20 protein-coding genes are annotated in these 17,892 nt (G+C 58.0%); 11 read left to right on the forward strand and 9 right to left on the reverse strand.

Annotation, left to right across the window (positions count from 1 at the left end):
- Window positions 1-270: 270 nt before the first annotated feature.
- On the reverse strand, window positions 271-1,635 hold the full coding sequence (gene mgtE / locus ACR0LI_RS13415; RefSeq protein WP_480718671.1) for a magnesium transporter: 1,365 nt from the start codon (window positions 1,633-1,635) through the stop codon (window positions 271-273).
- A gap of 95 nt (window positions 1,636-1,730) precedes the next feature.
- On the opposite strand from mgtE, the gene ACR0LI_RS13420 reads away from it, so the two are divergent.
- The 4 genes from ACR0LI_RS13420 to ACR0LI_RS13435 are packed head-to-tail and all read left to right on the forward strand — an operon-like array spanning window position 1,731 to window position 4,457.
- A complete protein-coding gene (locus ACR0LI_RS13420) occupies window positions 1,731-2,009 on the forward strand; it encodes a hypothetical protein (protein WP_171724339.1) in 279 nt (92 codons plus the stop codon).
- 5 nt (window positions 2,010-2,014) lie between these two features.
- Window positions 2,015-2,515, forward strand: a complete 501-nt coding sequence (locus tag ACR0LI_RS13425) for an ATP-dependent zinc protease family protein (protein ID WP_171724338.1) — start codon at window positions 2,015-2,017, stop codon at window positions 2,513-2,515.
- Complete coding sequence (rimK, locus tag ACR0LI_RS13430; RefSeq protein ID WP_171638640.1) at window positions 2,512-3,417, forward strand: 30S ribosomal protein S6--L-glutamate ligase; 906 nt, start codon at window positions 2,512-2,514, stop codon at window positions 3,415-3,417. Before ACR0LI_RS13425 ends, rimK begins: the two co-directional genes overlap by 4 nt.
- A 5-nt stretch (window positions 3,418-3,422) precedes the next feature.
- Window positions 3,423-4,457, forward strand: a complete 1,035-nt coding sequence (locus tag ACR0LI_RS13435) for a succinylglutamate desuccinylase/aspartoacylase family protein (RefSeq protein ID WP_480718672.1) — start codon at window positions 3,423-3,425, stop codon at window positions 4,455-4,457.
- 47 nt (window positions 4,458-4,504) lie between these two features.
- Here the strand turns inward: ACR0LI_RS13435 and ACR0LI_RS13440 are convergent, their stop codons facing one another.
- Both ACR0LI_RS13440 and ACR0LI_RS13445 read right to left on the reverse strand, forming a co-directional pair.
- A complete protein-coding gene (locus ACR0LI_RS13440) occupies window positions 4,505-4,870 on the reverse strand; it encodes an SPW repeat domain-containing protein (RefSeq protein WP_480718673.1) in 366 nt (121 codons plus the stop codon).
- A gap of 18 nt (window positions 4,871-4,888) precedes the next feature.
- On the reverse strand, window positions 4,889-5,137 hold the full coding sequence (locus tag ACR0LI_RS13445; RefSeq protein ID WP_171169366.1) for an EF-hand domain-containing protein: 249 nt from the start codon (window positions 5,135-5,137) through the stop codon (window positions 4,889-4,891).
- Between the two features lie 255 nt (window positions 5,138-5,392).
- Between ACR0LI_RS13445 and ACR0LI_RS13450 the strand changes: the two genes are divergently transcribed.
- From ACR0LI_RS13450 to ACR0LI_RS13470, 5 genes are all read left to right on the forward strand, one after another.
- Complete coding sequence (locus ACR0LI_RS13450) at window positions 5,393-6,244, forward strand: LysR family transcriptional regulator (RefSeq protein WP_171638643.1); 852 nt, start codon at window positions 5,393-5,395, stop codon at window positions 6,242-6,244.
- Window positions 6,245-6,383: 139 nt separating this feature from the next.
- Window positions 6,384-6,698, forward strand: coding sequence for a Rid family hydrolase (locus ACR0LI_RS13455; RefSeq protein ID WP_209834761.1), 315 nt, complete (start codon window positions 6,384-6,386; stop codon window positions 6,696-6,698).
- 6 nt (window positions 6,699-6,704) lie between these two features.
- The gene (locus tag ACR0LI_RS13460; RefSeq protein WP_480718743.1) at window positions 6,705-6,998 is read left to right on the forward strand and encodes a class I SAM-dependent methyltransferase; all 294 of its coding nucleotides are present in this window, start codon (window positions 6,705-6,707) and stop codon (window positions 6,996-6,998) included.
- Between the two features lie 547 nt (window positions 6,999-7,545).
- Window positions 7,546-9,525, forward strand: a complete 1,980-nt coding sequence (locus ACR0LI_RS13465) for a phosphatase PAP2 family protein (RefSeq protein ID WP_480718674.1) — start codon at window positions 7,546-7,548, stop codon at window positions 9,523-9,525.
- Between the two features lie 148 nt (window positions 9,526-9,673).
- The gene (locus ACR0LI_RS13470; protein WP_480485909.1) at window positions 9,674-10,921 is read left to right on the forward strand and encodes a hypothetical protein; all 1,248 of its coding nucleotides are present in this window, start codon (window positions 9,674-9,676) and stop codon (window positions 10,919-10,921) included.
- 7 nt (window positions 10,922-10,928) lie between these two features.
- Here ACR0LI_RS13470 and ACR0LI_RS13475 read toward each other — a convergent pair whose 3' ends face one another.
- Window positions 10,929-11,870, reverse strand: a complete 942-nt coding sequence (locus ACR0LI_RS13475; RefSeq protein WP_480718675.1) for a YcaO-like family protein — start codon at window positions 11,868-11,870, stop codon at window positions 10,929-10,931.
- A 68-nt stretch (window positions 11,871-11,938) separates the two neighbouring features.
- Between ACR0LI_RS13475 and ACR0LI_RS13480 the strand changes: the two genes are divergently transcribed.
- Window positions 11,939-12,250, forward strand: coding sequence for a hypothetical protein (locus ACR0LI_RS13480; RefSeq protein WP_152456717.1), 312 nt, complete (start codon window positions 11,939-11,941; stop codon window positions 12,248-12,250).
- A gap of 33 nt (window positions 12,251-12,283) precedes the next feature.
- Window positions 12,284-13,903 (forward strand): hypothetical protein, encoded by a 1,620-nt coding sequence (locus ACR0LI_RS13485; RefSeq protein ID WP_480718676.1) that lies wholly within the window; start codon window positions 12,284-12,286, stop codon window positions 13,901-13,903.
- 7 nt (window positions 13,904-13,910) lie between these two features.
- Here ACR0LI_RS13485 and ACR0LI_RS13490 read toward each other — a convergent pair whose 3' ends face one another.
- The 5 genes from ACR0LI_RS13490 to ACR0LI_RS13510 are packed head-to-tail and all read right to left on the reverse strand — an operon-like array spanning window position 13,911 to window position 17,883.
- Window positions 13,911-14,294, reverse strand: coding sequence for a carboxymuconolactone decarboxylase family protein (locus ACR0LI_RS13490; RefSeq protein ID WP_152456719.1), 384 nt, complete (start codon window positions 14,292-14,294; stop codon window positions 13,911-13,913).
- A gap of 17 nt (window positions 14,295-14,311) precedes the next feature.
- Window positions 14,312-15,058: a sulfotransferase-like domain-containing protein gene (locus tag ACR0LI_RS13495; RefSeq protein WP_480718677.1), complete on the reverse strand. Its 747-nt coding sequence runs from the start codon at window positions 15,056-15,058 to the stop codon at window positions 14,312-14,314.
- Complete coding sequence (locus ACR0LI_RS13500; RefSeq protein WP_480718678.1) at window positions 15,055-15,891, reverse strand: aspartate racemase/maleate isomerase family protein; 837 nt, start codon at window positions 15,889-15,891, stop codon at window positions 15,055-15,057. Before ACR0LI_RS13500 ends, ACR0LI_RS13495 begins: the two co-directional genes overlap by 4 nt.
- A 19-nt stretch (window positions 15,892-15,910) precedes the next feature.
- The gene (locus ACR0LI_RS13505; protein ID WP_480718679.1) at window positions 15,911-16,999 is read right to left on the reverse strand and encodes an aromatic ring-hydroxylating oxygenase subunit alpha; all 1,089 of its coding nucleotides are present in this window, start codon (window positions 16,997-16,999) and stop codon (window positions 15,911-15,913) included.
- Window positions 16,996-17,883, reverse strand: a complete 888-nt coding sequence (locus ACR0LI_RS13510) for a MurR/RpiR family transcriptional regulator (protein WP_209834748.1) — start codon at window positions 17,881-17,883, stop codon at window positions 16,996-16,998. The genes ACR0LI_RS13505 and ACR0LI_RS13510 overlap by 4 nt, the downstream gene beginning before the upstream one ends.
- Between the last annotated feature and the right edge of the window lie 9 nt (window positions 17,884-17,892).

The following is a 17,892-nucleotide window of genomic DNA, read 5'->3' on the forward strand; positions in this document are numbered from 1 at the left end:
ACGTTCCATTTAGTTTTTATTAATAGGCGTTTACCGACTCACAGCGTCATCGTGAATTTTACTGGTTACCCCTAGTGTTATTCAATAAGTGGCATTTAAATGTCTGCGCTAAGCGCAAAGCTGACAAAGAAGCTGGTAGAGAATCTGGGTCCGGGTCGGCATAGCGACGGCTCTGGTTTGCACCTTGTTGTTGATCCATCGCGTGCGCGGCGTTGGATAGTACGCGTACCAGTCACCCGACCGAACTGATGGTTCGGGTGCGGGAAAGCGTCAAACCAGAAGTGGCATCATTGCGGTTGCAAGGCTCAGGACGAGGAAGAACCCCGCCATGTCAGTTATAGTCGTCAGTAAAGGGCCGCTGGCGACAGCTGGGTCCTGACCGATGCGCTTCAACAGCAATGGCAGAACACCGCCAATGGACACGGCGACGACGGTGTTGAGCGCAAGCGCTCCACCAATCACCAGCCCCAAAAACGGGTTGCCTTTCCACACCCAGGCAACGAGGCCGATCAGAAGCCCCAGAACGAACCCGTTGATCACCCCGACCGACACTTCTTTGAACCAGACACGCATGGCGTCGATGGGCCGGACAAGGCCGAGGGACAACTCGCGCATGCTGACGGCGACGGCCTGATTGCCCGAGCAGCCGCTCATGTCGGACACCATCGGCAAGAACACTGCAAGCGCGATCACCGCGGCAAGGGTTTGTTCATACGCGGCGATTACGCTGGCCGCGATCACATTGAGAACAATGTTGGCCGAAAGCCATTGAAGCCGTCGCCTCGCACGAAGCGGCAGTGGCATCGACCGAAGCTCATCGCCGAAGACACCCTGGCGTTTCAGGCTGGCCGATTCCGCACGTTCCAAAAGGGCTTCATCAACGGCAGACCGCGAGACAACGCCCACCAGGTGCCCGTCTGCTTCCACGACCGGTAATCCAAGAAACGGGTGTTCATCGAACAAGTCTTCCAGTTTCTCCAGCGGCATGTTGGCTGGGACGGTAATTGGGGGCACCATGATATCGGTCAAACGCGCGCTTCGGCGTGTGGACACGAGGCTGCGCAATGAGACCACGCCAATTGGGGCACCATTCGAATCCAGCACATAGGGATGCTGACCCCGATAGCGTTCAAGGTCGTATTCTTCGTTGGCGAACCGCCGTAGAACTTTCCCAACTGTATCGGTTTCGGAGAACGTGAAGGCTTCGGCAACCATGAGGCCGCCCGCGACATCGTCCTCGTATTCCACCAGCCGACGAACATCTGCGGCGTCCTCAGGATCCATCCGGGTAAGGATTGCTTCCGCATCTGCGTCTTCAAGCTCTCCGATGACATCGGCCTGAACATCAGAATCCAGCTCTTCGATGACTTCGGCGGCCTGCTCCGACTCCATGCGCTCGACAAGATCGACCGCCATCGCGTTCGGCGCCTCTTCGACAAGTTCGGCAGCCAGTTCCGGTGGCAGCAAAGACAGCACGGCACTCCGCTGCTCTACTGGCAGATTGAGCAGTTCACGCAGGGCATCGCTCAACGGAAGCGGATCAAGCAGCCGTGCGAGTTCAGCGCCGTCACGCTCTGCCAGGGCTTGCTGCAACTGCGTTTCCAGTTCCCTCGGGATAGTATCTGTGTCGCTCATATTCGATTCTTTGATGTGAATTCTGGAGAATGTAGGACTTTTAGCAGATTTTTTTTACCTATAGACAAATTTTAGTTGCCAATATAGAAAAAGTCATGCTTGAAAATGACTGGATATCCATGACCGCCGTACGCCTCGCCGAGCTTTACGATCAGGACTTTGGCGGCAAGCCGAATGGACGTTATCGAATACCGGACAAGCTCGTGCGCCGGATTGCAGGGCGCAGGCGATTGTACGAAACAGACATCCGTGCACTTTCGGTTGCACTTTTTGAACTTGGGTACGTGTTAATCGACATGGATACGTTCTATGTCGTGATGGGCGCCAATTCGTTTGTGAACTACAGACGTGCCAACGATGACTGCATAGAGTAGATGCTATGGTGAAGCGTGTCTCATACCCAGAAATCATAGGTTGGCGTGAACGCATCAGCCTGCCCGACTTCGGAATAGAGAATATCCCGGCCAAGATAGACACCGGCGCAAGAACCGCTGCGCTCCATGCAGTGGACCAGACCGTATTTGAGATTGACGGCGAGCGATGGGTCGAGTTCATGATACCAGTCCAAAACCGCCGTTCACCAAACCGGGTTCGAACCAGGGTTGTCGACGAACGCGAGATCAAGAACACAGGTGGTGTCCCCGAACGTCGACTGATCGTGAGAACGCAGCTTTTGCTTGGGCGGCATCGCTGGCAGATCGACGTTTCGCTGGCCAACCGTGCGAAGATGGAATTTGATCTGATCCTTGGCCGCACCGCCATTCGCAGGCGGGGAATTCTTGTCGATCCGGGTCACTCCTATCTGCTGGGTTCCGGAAAAGCTCCAACTGGGATCAAAAGAAAAGCCACACGCAACGACCCGGAAGGACAACGCCAATGAAATTTGTCATGCTGGCCCGCAATCCAGAACTTTACTCCCATCGTCGTCTGAAAGAAGCCGCCGAGCAGCGCGGCCACGAGCTTGATATCGTGAACACGCTGCGCTGCTACATGAACATCGCTTCACGCCGACCCGAGGTCTACTATGACGGTAAGAAGCTTGGGCGTTATGACGCGGTAATCCCCCGGATCGGAGCATCGGTCACATTCTATGGGCTGGCCGTGCTGCGACAGTTCGAGATCATGGGGGTCTTTCCGCTCAACGAGTCAGTGGCGATTGGCAGATCTCGCGACAAGTTGCGTTCCATGCAACTCATGGCGCGGGACGGCATTGGCCTGCCTGTCACCACGTTCGCTCATGATCCTAAGCAAACCGACGAAGTTCTCAAACTCGCGGGGGACGCTCCTCTGGTGGTCAAGCTTCTGGAGGGTACGCAGGGCATCGGGGTGGTTCTTGCCGACTCGAACCGCTCGGCAAAATCCGTGGTCGAGGCATTTCGCGGCGCGAAAGTTAACATCATGGTACAGGAGTTCATCAAGGAAGCGGGCGGTACAGATATTCGTGCGCTTGTGGTTGGTGGCCGCGTTATCGCGGCGATGCAGCGGAAGGGAGCCGAAGGAGAATTTCGGTCCAACCTGCACCGGGGCGGAAGCGCCCAGCCCATCAAGATCTCACCCGAGGAACGCTCTACCGCTGTGCGTGCAGCCAAGACGATGGGGCTGAATGTCTGCGGCGTAGATATGCTGCGCGCCAATCATGGGGCGGTTGTCATGGAGGTGAATTCCTCACCCGGACTTGAAGGGGTGGAAAAGGCAACTGGCATTGATGTTGCAGGCAAGATCATCGAGTTTCTTGAAAAGAACGCCACCAAGGGAAATACCAAGACCAGAGGGCGCGGATAACAGCCATGCGCGAGCCATTTGAAATCGGCGGTTTCACCGTCCCGGCCGGCACGCGGACTACGCTGGACCTGCCGGTGAGCGTGATGTCCGATCATACGCCGGTCAGCATGTCAGTGCATGTGGTTCATGGCCGCCGCCCAGGGCCGGTCCTGTTTGTCAGCGCGGCGATTCATGGCGATGAAGTGATTGGCGTCGAAATCGCACGGCGATTGCTACGGGCCCCTCAACTCGACAAGATCGCGGGCACGTTGCTGGTTGTGCCAATCGTGAACGCGTTCGGCTTCATGACACAATCGAGATACCTTCCGGACAGGCGCGACCTGAACCGGTCGTTTCCTGGCAGCGAGGGCGGATCATTGGCGGGCCGCCTCGCACATATCTTTATGACCGAAATTGTTGAGCGTTCCGACCTCGGTATCGATCTTCATTCTGCCGCGATCCACCGCACCAACCTGCCTCAAATTCGAGTTTCTCCGGCCTCTGATGCGACGATTAGATACGCCGATGCGTTCGGTGCACCGGTCGTCATGATTTCCAAGCTGCGCGACGGGTCCCTGCGAAAAGCGGCACAAGAGCGAGGTGTCGATGTGCTGCTGTTCGAAGGGGGAGAAGGGCTGCGTTTCGACGAACTTTCGGCCCGGGCGGGTCTTGCAGGTATTCTTCGGGTTATAAACGCGATGGGCATGGTCGCCAGGCGTGGCATCGCTACCGTGCGTGAGGCGCCGGTTCACGCACGGACGAGTTCCTGGGTGCGCGCTCCGGTCGGCGGTTTGCTTAGAACGTTCAAGGCAGCGGGCGAATATGTGGAGGTCGGCGACTTGCTTGGCCGGATCTCGGACCCGTTTGGCGAAGTAAGAAAGGACGTTCTTGGAGAAACGGACGGCATCATTGTGGGCCGTACCAATTTGCCATTTGTGCACGAGGGCGACGCGTTGTTTCATATCGCCAAAACGACGAGCGCAGATGTTGAAATGCGGATCGACATGATCGCCAATCAGCTCGACGGTGATCCAATGTTCGATGAGGACGAGATCATTTAGGTGGCCTGAATGTGGGGGCGCGGGGCAGTTTCCCACCCCGCGCCGGTTTACGAGATTGTACGCAATCCGCGGCTTGCCATTACCTCCCATGCGGCGAGCGCGATCAGCGCCGATCCCGTTAGCCATGCATTGGCCGTTGCCACAATATGGCCGGTGAAATTCAGCGCTGTTGGTGCGACGATCAGCGAAATCCCCAGTGCCGATACCGGAGTCACCCGTGCGAGAAGGTGGCTCCGACCGTCAGCGCCGGACATGACCAGAACACCAATGCCAATTGCCATGAAGGCGAGAGCTTCAAGTTCAGCCATGCCCTGCAAAAGAGTTTCCTCACGAAACAGGACAAAGGGGGACAAAACCAACCAGATACCCATCGCGGCAAGCAGCCATTTTTGAGGCAGGATTGGCTTCCTCATAACCGTGACAACCTTTGCTTACTGATCCCCTGTGGGACCAGGGAGAAGCTCTGCATCAACGGCGGCAACCAATTCGTCGTCATTGATGAAACCATCGGCATTTGCGTCGATCTCCAGGAAGAGATCATCCGAGACTTCAGGATACTTGGTCTGAAGCTCTGCCAGCGACGCCAGGCCATCCCCGTCCATGTCAAGATCAGCGGGCATGGCGAATGCCGGAACAGCAAACAGTGAAGAGAGCAGAGCAACAACAGAAACTCGACTCATTTTGTTATCTCCATGAGAAAATGGGCTTCTTGCCCATTGTGGGGTTGGCGCAGCGCTCCGGTGTCGGTGGCGTTTCTACAGGTTTCAGATTGCGACGGTTCCTCAGATCGAGATCTCCACTACAAACGAGAATTTTGATTGGCGTTCCGATCTGGCGGGGCACCTTCGCGCTACTTAGAGAATATGGCACACACGTATCTTATTGAATAACGAATTTTTTGCGCAGATAATATCGGATATTCGAATAGGTGACCGATGGATATTGAACTTGCTCGAACTTTCCTCGCCGTGGTGGAAACTGGAACCTTTCTCGACGCAGCCAACAAGGTTCACGTCACACAATCGACAGTGAGCATGAGAATCAGAACTCTCGAGCAACAGCTTGGTCAGCCGGTGTTCCAACGTGGTAAGTCGGGTGCAACCTTGACCATTGCCGGGCGACATTTCCTCAAACACGCTCAGGTTCTGGTGCGCACCTGGACACAGGCAAAGCTGGACGCTGGTCTTCCCGCTTCCATGGCCGCAGCGCTGGAAATCGGCGCGGCGCCGAGCCTTTGGGACGGGTATCTCATAAACGCCTTACCAGAGTTGATGGCAGCGTTGCCGAACGTTGCCGTCAGAGCCTCGGCGGCCTCCTCCGAAGCGATGGCTCGAGAGATCGAGGAGGGCAGCCTCGACCTCGCCGTCATGTACCGTCCGCGGAACGCCTCGGGCTTGTCCGCACTTCAACTTTTTGAGGATGAGTTTGTACTTGTCAGCAGCGGCCCTGACGCCGAACCCGCCGCACTGGGCAGCTCTTACATCCTGATAGATTGGGGCCCGGAGTTCCGCGCCGACCATTTGCTGAACTTTCCAGAGCTTGACGCACCGCGCCTTCAGCTGGGCATCGGAACCTTGGGCCTGCAGTATCTGAAATCTGTTCCCGCAGCTGGCTACTTCCCCAGGCGCGTGATCGAAACGGAACTTCAGGACGGGTGGCTCACGCTGATCGAGGCAGCACCAAGGTTTGCTTACGCGGCCTATGCGGTGTTTGATGAGAGCGAGGTGGATGGGTTCCCGGGTCAGGCCGCGCGACGGCTTCGCAGCTTCGCGGACTCCATGGGTTGAATTGCCAACTGGTCAGAAACGACGTTTCACGAACTCGATTCCGGGAGAGATTTACTCAACAAACCAGTCCAGACTGAGATCACACATTGCAGGAGAGTTAGCAAGGAAGGGGCGGCAACTCGTCTCTAATGGAAACCCTGTGGAGGAAATCGTCGGCTTCAGCCGGGCGGTTCGGGTTGGATCGTTCATCGCTGTCGGGGGCACCGCGCCAGTAGATGTGAACGGCAAGACGCTAGGCATCGGTGACGTCTATGCCCAGCCCAAGCAGTGTTTCGAGATCATCAAGGCCGCTCTCGAACATGTCGGGTCCGGCCTGCAGGACATCGAGCTAACCCGTGTTATCCTGACGGACATCAACAACTGGAAGGACGCGATCGAGGCCCGCAAACTGTACTGCCGCGACGCTCGACGCGATCTCGCTGCCAGCGCCCGCGCCCCGGGCATGCACTGCTAGGAGTGGATCGAAGCGTCGGCGCAATCCATGCCCCTCGACGACGGCGAGTTCGATCTGGCTTTCTGCCATCACGGCCTGCAGTTCTTTCCGGACAAGACAGCGGCCCTCAGCGAAATCCGCAGAGCGCTGAAGCCCGGTGCATTGTTGGTTGTGACGTGCTGGAAAGCCATCCCACCCCTTTTCGCGCCAAACCAGTTAGATCATGCTCATGCTGCGAAGGGAAAAGCAGATGAGAAACACCATTACAGGGTCGGTCGAAGAGAAAGATCCAGATTTGCGACCGAATGTCCGCTTCTGTAACGCTTGAGTGGTGACCCTGCGGTCGCATCGAACTTCCGCTTCCCGCCAAAAACGACAATTGTTGCGCTCGTTACCTAAGTCGTCTTTGGGGCTTGGAGCGGTCGTTTGCTGAACTCTGCTTGAGTGTCTGCTTTAGTGTTTTACCGACATCCTGTGATATGACACTGTGCGCGATGCTTGGCTAGAAATCGAACTTAGTGTGGTATGTATGGCGGTATTATTTCTTTTTACCTAAATTTAACAGTATCTTGCAGGCTTAGTTATACTGACTTCGTCCCCGCCATCCAACTTTCTTTATCTTTCTGTCCGGTGGAATGCGGCTCGAAGCTGGCTGGGCCCGAGATATCCTGTCTTGCATTGGATTCCGAAATTTCTCGAAAGATCGGAATGCAGCGGCGGGGCCTGGTGTCCAGCGCGATCGAAGCCTTTTCTACCCTGGACATTCTCAAAGTGTTGCAGAACAGGGCAAAAAGCCTGTCGGAATGACCGGTCACGATCCGGTAACGGCGCTGTGCGAATCGTTGTCCCCGTCGATCGGGAGAGCAACATGCCGCAACATATCATTCCGTCTGAACCCTGGCAGGACCTGGAAAAGCCCAATCGTGGATTGAACCGGGATCAGTGTCTTTCGAACGCGCCGATTGGTGCCAGAGACGGGGCAGCCGCCGAACATAACGGCGAAGCAGACCTGTTTGCCGGGACTTGGCCCACGAGCTTTTCGAAGGGCTTGCGGCATGACGAAAATGGTATTGTCGACGCGCAGGTTTATACCGAGTTTCTGGAAGAAGTGGCTGACCCAACCGGCACCGACAATCATGGAAACAGGCTGACGCTGTTTGACACGCCAGCCTATTCCGGGCCCTTCCGCACCGCGCCATCAGAGGGTGGTGAATTTAGATGGCGTGCGTGGGAAGGGCCGATCCTGGGTCATCGGTTGGGGTTCAATGGATTGGATGCCGGCGGTTTGGGTATCGCTCCGGCGCCCAGGCTTGGGTCAGATGAACTGGCGGCAGAGATGGCCGAACTCTATGCGATGGCCTGTCTGCGGGATGTGTCCTTCGAAACCATTCGGGATGGTGCCGAGGGAACCGACAAGGTGCTTGGCGCCCTGGGCCGGTTGGAGTGGTTCCGCAAAGACGGTTGCCCAAAGGATGCCAGCGGTGCCGAGATCGGGAAAGTACCGGCGGCGCGCCAGGTTCGAGATGGCGAAGGTCTGTCTTCGCGAACTTTGTTCCGCGGCTCGAGCCGAGGCTGTTCGGAAGGGCCTTACATGTCGCAGTTCCTTTTGCAGGGGTACGGCCCGCTGACGTCAGACGCGGCGCATGTGCAAGGGCGGTGGTTGGAAAAAACAACAACACCAGGGACAATGCCGTTTGGTTCATTTCGGCTTGACCAAAGGGTTGTACCTCAGGCTGTTGGCGTGGACTATTTGCGGGACTGGGCCGAGTGGCTGGACGTTCAGAACGGGGCGGACGCGACCGGCGAACAAGCCTTTGAGGCCTGTGGCCCGAAGTTTATTGAAACACCTCGCGACCTTGCTACCTATGTGCATTTCGACTCGATCTATCAGGCTTTTTTCAATGCCTGCCTGTTGATGTTGGGCAGAGGGTTTCAAGCAGATGACGGTCTGCCCGATGTCTGGAATTCCCGTGCGGAGGATAGTGGGGCCCATTGGGGCGGATCACACGCGCTGTCAATGCTGGCAGAAACCGCGACCAGGGCAATGCGGGCCGTGCGACGCCAGACCTTTCAGGTGCACAACCGCGCCCGCCCTGAAAAGCTGGGCAGCGTTGCAACCTTGGTGGCGAATGGTCATGGCGCGGTGCTTGGGGCAGCGGAACCGTTTGCCGCAGCCCATCTTGAGAAATTGGAAAGCGCCGCCTGCGAAGATTTCAGTCTTGTGGAAGCCATTGCCGCCGCGCCGGCCACCAAGCGGTTCGCCCACAACGCGGTTTCTCATAAAGGGCTGCCGCGAATCGATCGCAACCTGCTGTTGCCTGTTGCTTATCCCGAGGGCTCGCCAATGCAGCCGTCCTACGGGGCGGCGCATGGCGCAGTTGCCGGGGCGTGCGCGACGCTGCTCAAGGCGTTCTTCAGAACACATGCGCTGGACGGGTCCAGGGTAACTTTGGCAGAGGCGGGTATGCCGCGCGTCTTTGTTCCGGCTCCGGGTGGCAGGACACTGGTTGAGTCCGTGCAGCCAGAGGACAACGCAGCGAAGCTTACGCTGAATGGCGAGCTGAACAAGTTGGCTGCGAATATCGCGATCGGGCGCAATTTTGCAGGGGTACATTTCTACAGCGACTATTTCGACAGTATCCGAATGGGTGAACGCGTTGCGGTGGGCATTCTGGCCGAACAGATGGCGAATTTCCGGGGGGCCGCGAAAATGTCGCTTGAAACATTTGATGGAGATCGCCTCAACATCGTTGGCGGTCGTTCTTGCGGTAGCGAAATCCACATTGTGAACAGTACGCCCGAATTGTGGTGGACCCGTCATTTGCCTGAACAGGCGGGGTGGGCATGATGAAGCTATCAGGCCCCATGACAGGTCGATTTCCATGATGCTTCCTTGTTCGTCACCGGTGGCGATCGCCCTGTCGGAATTGAAACCCCGCGGGCATCGACCTCTGACTTTCCATTCTAGTGTCTCTGAAGCCCAACGGTGTTCTTTGATGTCTGTATTCCAATCGCCGGGACTTGCTGATCAAGGCGTGAACGAAGCCACCCGGTCAGCGTGGAATTCAAGCATTCAGAACATATTCGACGTGCAAGGTGTCAGCCCGTTTCTGGTCATGGATCCGCGTGACATAGAGGCGGGCCAGCCTTCGAATGGGTTCAGATGGCGCGCCGATCCCCGGGAACCGCGGGACTGTCTGGGCGATGAGCTGGCGGCGCGCGTGTGTGACCAAGGCTGGCCCGGCAGGGTTGAGCTGCACAATGAATATCTTGAATACACGTTGGTAATGCGACCCGATGCCGGTGGCAGACTGCGCCCGAAGCGTTTTGTGGCCACTACCGAGTTTGTGGAGTGGTGGCAGTTCATGGCGGTGTTCGATCTAGATCACTTCCTGTCGGTGGTCGCATCGGTGACCGGGCGCTTCTACTCCTGCACGGACCTGCTTGAAGTCTCACGGTCGGTATGGACATCGATGGATGTGTCCGAGCGTGCGGCCCGCTTTCACAAAAGGCTGGTGGGCAATGATGACGCGCATCCGCCGGAACATCCGTTGAATATCCAGCATGCCCTGTTTCTGGCCAAGGGCACGAACCGTTTGACCGATCTGATCCAGACCATGCATTTTTCTTCCTTCCCGTATCTCGTGAAGGACGGCGAGAGCAGGCGGCGCGCCCGGCTTGAAGAAGTTCTTGATTTCGCGAACCGGCAGGATCTGTACTGCGGGCATGCAGGGATCCGCCTGGTGAGCGATACGCTTGAACTGGCCGCGGGGAACTGTGGCAAGTCACCTGCGGGCCGGGCGATGGCATTCTCAGATCCGCTTGGGCTGTATATTCAGGCATTCCATACATCAGAACTGTTTGTGGGTGCGGGCGGGGTGCCTCGGGGCTGGGTCCGGTTCAGGCGCGGTGCGCCGGGAATGCACATGCGGCTTGAATTCGGACCTGCCGATGACGATCCCCGGTTTCTGGATGATATCACGCTGGGAACAGGCCCTTCGGCGCGCCCTGTCTCGGGCTATGCGCTGGCCAGCCTGATCGAGGTCGGACCGATGATCACAGTTGCCGCCAGGCCGCGCGTGATCACCCGTGTCGAATTTGTTGAAATTCCGCATGTTGATCCGGGGCGGGTTGTCCGCAGCCTGCCCGAGACCGAACGTTGCAGGCAGCTTTTGGAATTCGCGGACCGTTGCAAGGCAAAGACCAACGGCGACACGACACGCTTTCGCAGAGACGGATCCTGACAGGTGCTCAAACTGCTACGGCTTTGACCACCGGAAGGGGAATTTCAGGTGCCGTCATGTCAAAAACCGCAACCGGACGACCGAGGGCGCGGCTTGCCGCTGTCAATACCGTCGTCAGCGACGGGTTCGGGCTGTCCCACGCCTGCACGTCGTACAACCGCGTCGGAGCAACAGGCCGGTCATTCTGCGCGCCACGATAAAGCCGGAGCAGACGGGCCTGTTCGGCATCCATGCCGTGATCCGTTACACCGTTGTGTTCAAGCATCACCATGTTGCGCCAGGACACCACCGCCTCGGATGCTGCGTCCCAGACGCCCTGCGCCAGATTTGCGGAAAGCGCCGATCCGTAGGTCGGCCTGCCGCCATCCGTATCTGCGCAGACCGCGCGCAGCAGAAGGCCGATGCCCGGAACTTCGAGGATGTGAAGGCTCAGTTGCCGCAGCTGGACGTGCAGCCACTGCGTCAAATCACGGGGCAGGACCGTGTCCGGCGCCAGGTGGTCAAACCCCTGCGATCCAAGAGCGTGTTCCAAACACTCCAGCGCCGCCCACAGCGCAGCGGCTTCATGTGTCGGGCCAGCCGCGGCACCTTTCGAAGTGACCTTTCCGTCACTGCCCGGAACACCCAGTGCAAGCGCGTCGTTTGGCATCACATGGGATGCGCCATCCGACGCAATCAGGCTTTTGCGGGTTTGTGGTGCTTCGGCACTGTATTGCAAGGCATAGCGCTCAATCGCTTCGAACCCGGCCAGCCGCGCCGCCTCTTCCGGTGTGCGGCCGGTGCCGAAAGACACGCGATGGCCCATCCCGCCCTTGGGCGGCAGAGCTCCGTCGCGCAGCTCGATCAAGCGAAAAGCCGCGTGGATCGGCGCAGCTTTGGGGAATTCGGCAAACGAGGGTTTGGAAATTAGCCGAGCAGTTTCAGCGCGTTCAATCAACGTGTCGGTCATTTTCATTTCCGGATAAGCATATAACGGGGTATACAAGCGGGCATTGTTGTTTGAGAAGGAGATTTTACATGGCTCGTTTGGCAATCAACCCGAATTACTCGTTGAAAGACTTGGGGTGCGAAGTTCTGAATGCCGCGCGCGGCCGTGCGCTGGGGTCGCAAGATGATCAGGACGCGGCGGAACGCAAAATTCAAGAAATCCTCGCGGACAGTGGTAACCCTGAGGTCAGGTTTGTCTATGATACCAAGGATCTGGTTCATATCGTTGTTCCGGACCTGAGTGACAAAAAGCCGGATCCGAACCCCGATCACGAGTCATGGTGCTGCAAACTGGCCTATGAAGCGATGGGTGGTATCGTCATATTTGGATGCAGCGGTTAACGACAACCCCCGAACGTTTCTTGAGGGCTGTAAGTGACTGAGGCAATAACCAAGGTTTTTTTGACCGGACCGTTTCAGATTATCCGTGACGACGGTCAGGATGTGACGCCTCGGGGCACCAAAGCGAAAGCTCTTCTTGCTTTGGTGCTTCTGTCAAAAAACGCGATACGCAGCAGGGCTTGGTTGCAGGACAAGCTCTGGAGCGAGAGTTCGCCCGCACAAGGCGCGGCGTCGCTGCGCAAAGAGCTGAGTGTTCTCAGCAAGCACTTTTCCAAGCACAAACTTGATTTTCTTGAAGTCACACGTGAAACGGTGTCGATCAATCTGACAGCTGTCGAGGTTGATCTGTTTGACGAGCAGCTTAGTTCCGATCGGGCTGAATTGCTTGAAGGGTTGGACGTTGCCGACCCCGAGTTCGAGGCGTGGCTGACGGTTGAACGGCAGGCCTATTGGGACATCGATACAGACTCAGACGGACCGGTTCTGGTTGGCCGCGGTTTGCCGGTGCATTGGGGGCGCTTGCGTCCAGCGGTTGTGGTTGAGCCTTTTGAGGTTGTCGGGGAAACGCCGGATATCAGCATTGCTGCCTCCTCCATACGAGACGAACTCATGTTTCTTCTGGGCACAATGTCCGACGTGATCGAACTGCGTGACGCGCGCAGGCAGGAAGGCGCGGTTGAAGGTTATGTTCTCAGCGGCAGCGTGGTTGGCGCGGAAGGTCTGCGGGTGGCCGCTCAATTGACGTCAACCGCGGATCAGGTGTGCCTTTGGACACAGCGGTTCCGCTTTCGTGCGAAGGAAACATTCGACGCGGTCGAAGAAATCGCCATGAAGGTTGTCGAGGCGCTCCAACTGCGATTGCGTGACGGGTATTGGTCAGAAATCTGGTCTGGTCGTGCCACTTCGACCGAGGCCTGGTCTGCGTTCCAGAAAGCGCGCATATTGGAAAGTCAGGCAACGGAAGACGGGTTGCAGGATGCCATCCGTCAATACCGCGCCTGTCTCGAGTTTGACCCCGGATACCTGCCGGCCCGTGTGGCGATCGGTTTCTGTCATTTGGACATGATCCGCCTGGGCATGGATGCAAACCCGGCCGAGACGCTGGCAATGGTCGAGGCCGAATGCAAACAGTTGCGCACTCTGAACCCGACTGACCCGTATTGCTCGGCCCTCCATGCTTTTACCCACAGTGTTGCCGGCAACACGTCAGAGTCTTGCAGCTTGATGCTTGCCGTCGTGGAACGTTTCAGCGGAAGCCCGGAACTGTTGGGATATTACGGCATCCTGTTGGTGTATGATGACCGGGCCGAAGAAGGCGTTTTGGTCTGCAAGAAAGCGTTGGCGTTGACGCCGCATCCGCCCATTTGGATCGAAGCAAATCTGGCAATCGCAATGATGATAACCGGGGACAAGGCCGCGTGGCAGCATGCCCATAACGTGTTGCGGGTTGACCCCGGACGCGTTCGCCCCAGGGTCGTACTGTGCATGCTGTCCGCCGCCGCCGGGAACCATTCCCTGGCGCGTCGACATGCCCGGCAGATTCTGGAATTGCAGCCGGGCTTTACGGCCGAACGCTGGGCCTGGCCCGGCTGTTTCAAGAACCGGCAACACTACGAGAAAGGCGTGCGGCTGTTGTCGGCGGCTGGTCTGTGACGGGTCGTCAGGTTTCTTCCAGCACCTTGCGGGCCACGCGAAAACACTCCAGCGCCTGAGGAACACCGCAATATATCCCGACCACGTGGATGATGGCGCGGATTTCTTCCTTTGAAACCCCGTTGTTGATAGCGCCCCGGCAGTGGATTTCCCATTCATGCATCTTGCCCAGCGCACCGATCATCGACAGGTTCATCATCGACCGGGTCTTGGCGTCGATCACGTCGTCGCCCCAGCCAAACCCCCAGCACCAGGCCGTCATGGCTTCTTGAAACGGGCGGGTGAAGTCGTCGGCGGCAGCAAGGTTTTTTTCCACATACTCTGCGCCCAGCGTGTTCTTCCTTTGCTCCAGTCCTTTCAGAAACAGGTCTTCGTCGAAAATGTCGGCCATTGCGGGTCTCCGGTGTGTCAGTGTGTCAGGCGGTGTTTGTAAAGGTGATCGTAATGCGGTTTCATCCTGCGGTGCACCTGTTTCACACGGTCTGGCGCGTCCGCGATGTCGATATGCGTGCGTGTCTGTGGCGCAAGCCCGGTCGATTTCGCCAGGTTGCCATGGAACGACCCGCCGTCCCACCAGCTGAGGGCGGACGGATCACCGCCCGGTTCCCATGTCAGCGCCTCCTGAATGAATGGGATTCCCACCGCGTCACAGAAGGCCCGGGTCATGCCATGTGGGTCTTCCAGCAGGTCATCGCTGTCAATGACTGGCGGCGGAGTTCCGTTCAACGCCGTCAACAGATCGAACAGCGCGCGCTGTTCGGGAAAGCCAACCTCGCCTTCGGCAAAGTCCGGCCATTGTTTGTACATCGAAGTAATGGTCTTGGCCGGGTCCCGGATCAGGAAGGCGTGGGTGAAATGCGACAGAAACTCGGCATCCCACATGTGGTTGATGTAATGCGGAAAATCCTTGAGAAAGACCGGCCCCCGTTTCGCCCGCTGCTGAATGTCCAGCCACACGCTGTCCAGTGTCAGGCCCGGCGTTGTCACATCACCCGGTTGGAACCGATGCCAAAGCGGGTCTTCACCCTGATACCACGCCTCGCCAAAGGGCTCGTGCAGGCAGTCGAGATCACCGCGTTGCCGCATCATCCACTCGAATGCGGTTGACGTGGATCTGGGCACGGCCCAGAGCGCGAGGATTTTGCGCATGGTCATGGCCTCTCGAACAACTCAAGACGTTTCAGCAATTGCCCGTGCGGTTTGTCGGGTGCGATGCCGAGGGATTTGAAGATGCGCCAGTAAAGCGCGATGTCGTGGCCGATCACCGGTTTGCCCAGCGCGTCTTCTAGCGTATTGGCCAGATGCAGCGGGCGCTGGGGCAAGCCTCCGGGACCTGTGCGGAAATTGCACATGCCATTGATCAGGATCGCTTCGGCCCGAGGTGCCTTGTCGGCCACATATTCAAAGCTTTTCAGTGCCAGATCGCCGTCAAAGACCCAGCGACAGGAATTGACGTCTTCCTGACTGTCGAACCAGCCCTGATCGTGGAAATTCCCGGCCCAGACCACATCAAACCCGGCTTCTTTCAAGAAGCCGACCGTGCCCTGCCACCATTCCGGCCAATGATAGGCGGCGTTCAGGGCAACCTTTTCGACATTCAGGTCACGCAATGCCTCGACCATGGCATATCCCGCCATGTGAAAGCGGGTGCCATATTTGTCTGACAGGCCTTCGCAGTGTTGCCGAACGCCTTCCACGCCCAGCCCGCAGGCATGGACCCAATTCGAACCGACCTGACCGCAGACATCCACACCGTTGCGAGACATACAGTGCACGAAGTCTTCGAGCATGCCAAAGTTCTGTCTCCGCTGATCCAACCCGTGCACGTAGTCTGGCACATGCAGCATCCACCCGTGAACGCCCACCGTTTCGGGGCACATGCGCAGGAAATCCGAGGGCGCGGCGTCAAAATCGAACGGCGGGCAGGTGAACCCGACCTGATGGGGGAACAGTTTGTGTTCCGGGCGCCAGACTTCAGGCATCAGCATCAGCGTGCTACCTCGGCCACTAATCCACAGCCTCGCGCATCCATTGCTGAAGCCGCGCGATGGAATGTTCCGACATCACCCCGCAGCCCGGATCCAGAACAAGCGGTCCGGGACGATAGCCCCGCGACTTGAGCCCGCGATGAACGGATTCCACAAGGCGGATGTCTTCCTCGACCGTCGTTTCGCGGTCTTGGACCGCCAGTTGCCGGATAACCGCAATGTCCGAGCCTCCCTCGGTGTACCAGCCGCGCCAGACGGTGCAGTGATCGGCATCAACCGCGCGCCAGTGATAGGTGTTCAGCACGTTGCCGGGATAACACTGAAACGAGAACATCGGCCACAGGAACCACGATTGGTAATCGCCCGCGTGCGGTACCGACAGGTCGATGGGATAGGTCATCTTGTCGAGGCTCTGGCATTCCGTTGTGTGACGCAGGACGTAGCCGCCGCCCGCGTCCGGCTGAATGTCATAGGTTTCGGGCTTGACCACACCTTCGGCAAAGGTCGGGTGGTTGGTCGGGCAATGGTAGCATTCCGAGTAGTTCTCGACACTGACCTTCCAGTTGCAGTTTTCGGGGATCTCGACCCATTCCAGCGGTTCCAGATCGTCGATATGCGGGACGAATGCGCGGATTTCCTCGCGCACACCGGGGTACCATTCATCCATTGGCGCGGCGTTGTCGTCGAGGTTGACGAAAATGAAACCGTTGAACACTTCGGTGCGCACCGAGGTCAGGCAAATAGCGCTGCGGTCGAACCCGGGGACGGATTTGATATTGGGTCCGGCACGCAGTTGGCCGGTCAGCTCGTAAGTCCATGCGTGGTAGGGGCAGACGACGACACGCGTGTTGCCCGCGCCGGTGACCATTTCATGCGCGCGATGCTGGCAGACGTTATAGAAGGTGCGGATTTCGCCGTCGCGGCCGCGAATGCAGAACAGGTTCTGGCCGGCGATCTCAAACGCAAAGTAATCCCCCGTTTCCCGGACCTGCGCGACATGGCCCGCAAACTGCCACGTTCGGGCCAGAAGCCCCTGCATTTCCTGCTCGAAAATCGCAGGGTCGGTATAGTATCGCGCGTCCAGTGAGTGGGTCAGGGGTGCGTTCATTCGGGCTCCTCCGCATAGAGGCCAAGTTGGTGTCTGCGTTGGTGAAACCGTTCCACCCGCTCGACGATCTCATCGCTGGACACTGCGATCACGAAGGACAGCAGCGTTTCCAGCAAGGCAATCGTCGAAACGGATGACGGAAAGAACTGCGGCGTGTCGGCGGCGACGACAAAGCCGTGGTGGGCGTTCAGGATCACCGGGCTGGCCGGGCTGTCGGAAATACCGATGACGGTCAGACCCTGTTGCCGAGCCAGCTTGATCGCCTCGATGACTTCGGTGCGATAGGGGTGGCAGGTGATCGCGATCAGTACGTCCTGCTCATCGGCCCAGGCCAGATCATCGACCGGGTTCGAGCCGGGGCGGGGAATGGCGTGAAACTGCTTCATCCCGGTCGACGCAAGATAGGTGAAATTGCGCGCGTTCGCGTTGTTGACGCCAACGCCCAGCGTGAAGATCTGGCGGCAGTTCCAGATAACCTCGGCGGCGGCCTTCAGGGTCGCAGCGTCGATTCCGGCAAAGGTTTCTTCGATATTGCGGATCGCCGCGCCCACCATATCGGCATAAAGCCCACCCAGTTCCCCTGACTTGCCAATGTCCTGCAACCAACGCGCGCGGTCTGGAAACGACACGTTGCCCCGTCGAATCGATTCGCGGAAGGGGGCCCGGAAATCTTCGTACCCTTCGAAGCCCACCTGTCGGGCCATGCGCACGAAAGTATTGGGTTTCACCTTGGCCGCCTCGGCAATCTCGCGCACGGTTGAAACCCCAACATCCGTTGGGTTTTCCAGAACGTAACGCGCGGCTTTCTGCGCCTCGGGGGTAAGGGCGTCCCACTCCTGGCTCAGGCGGTCCAGAACGGTTGATGATACATTTGTGTCATTCATGATTGACGA

It is taken from the genome of Ruegeria sp. CL7, from assembly GCF_056536445.1.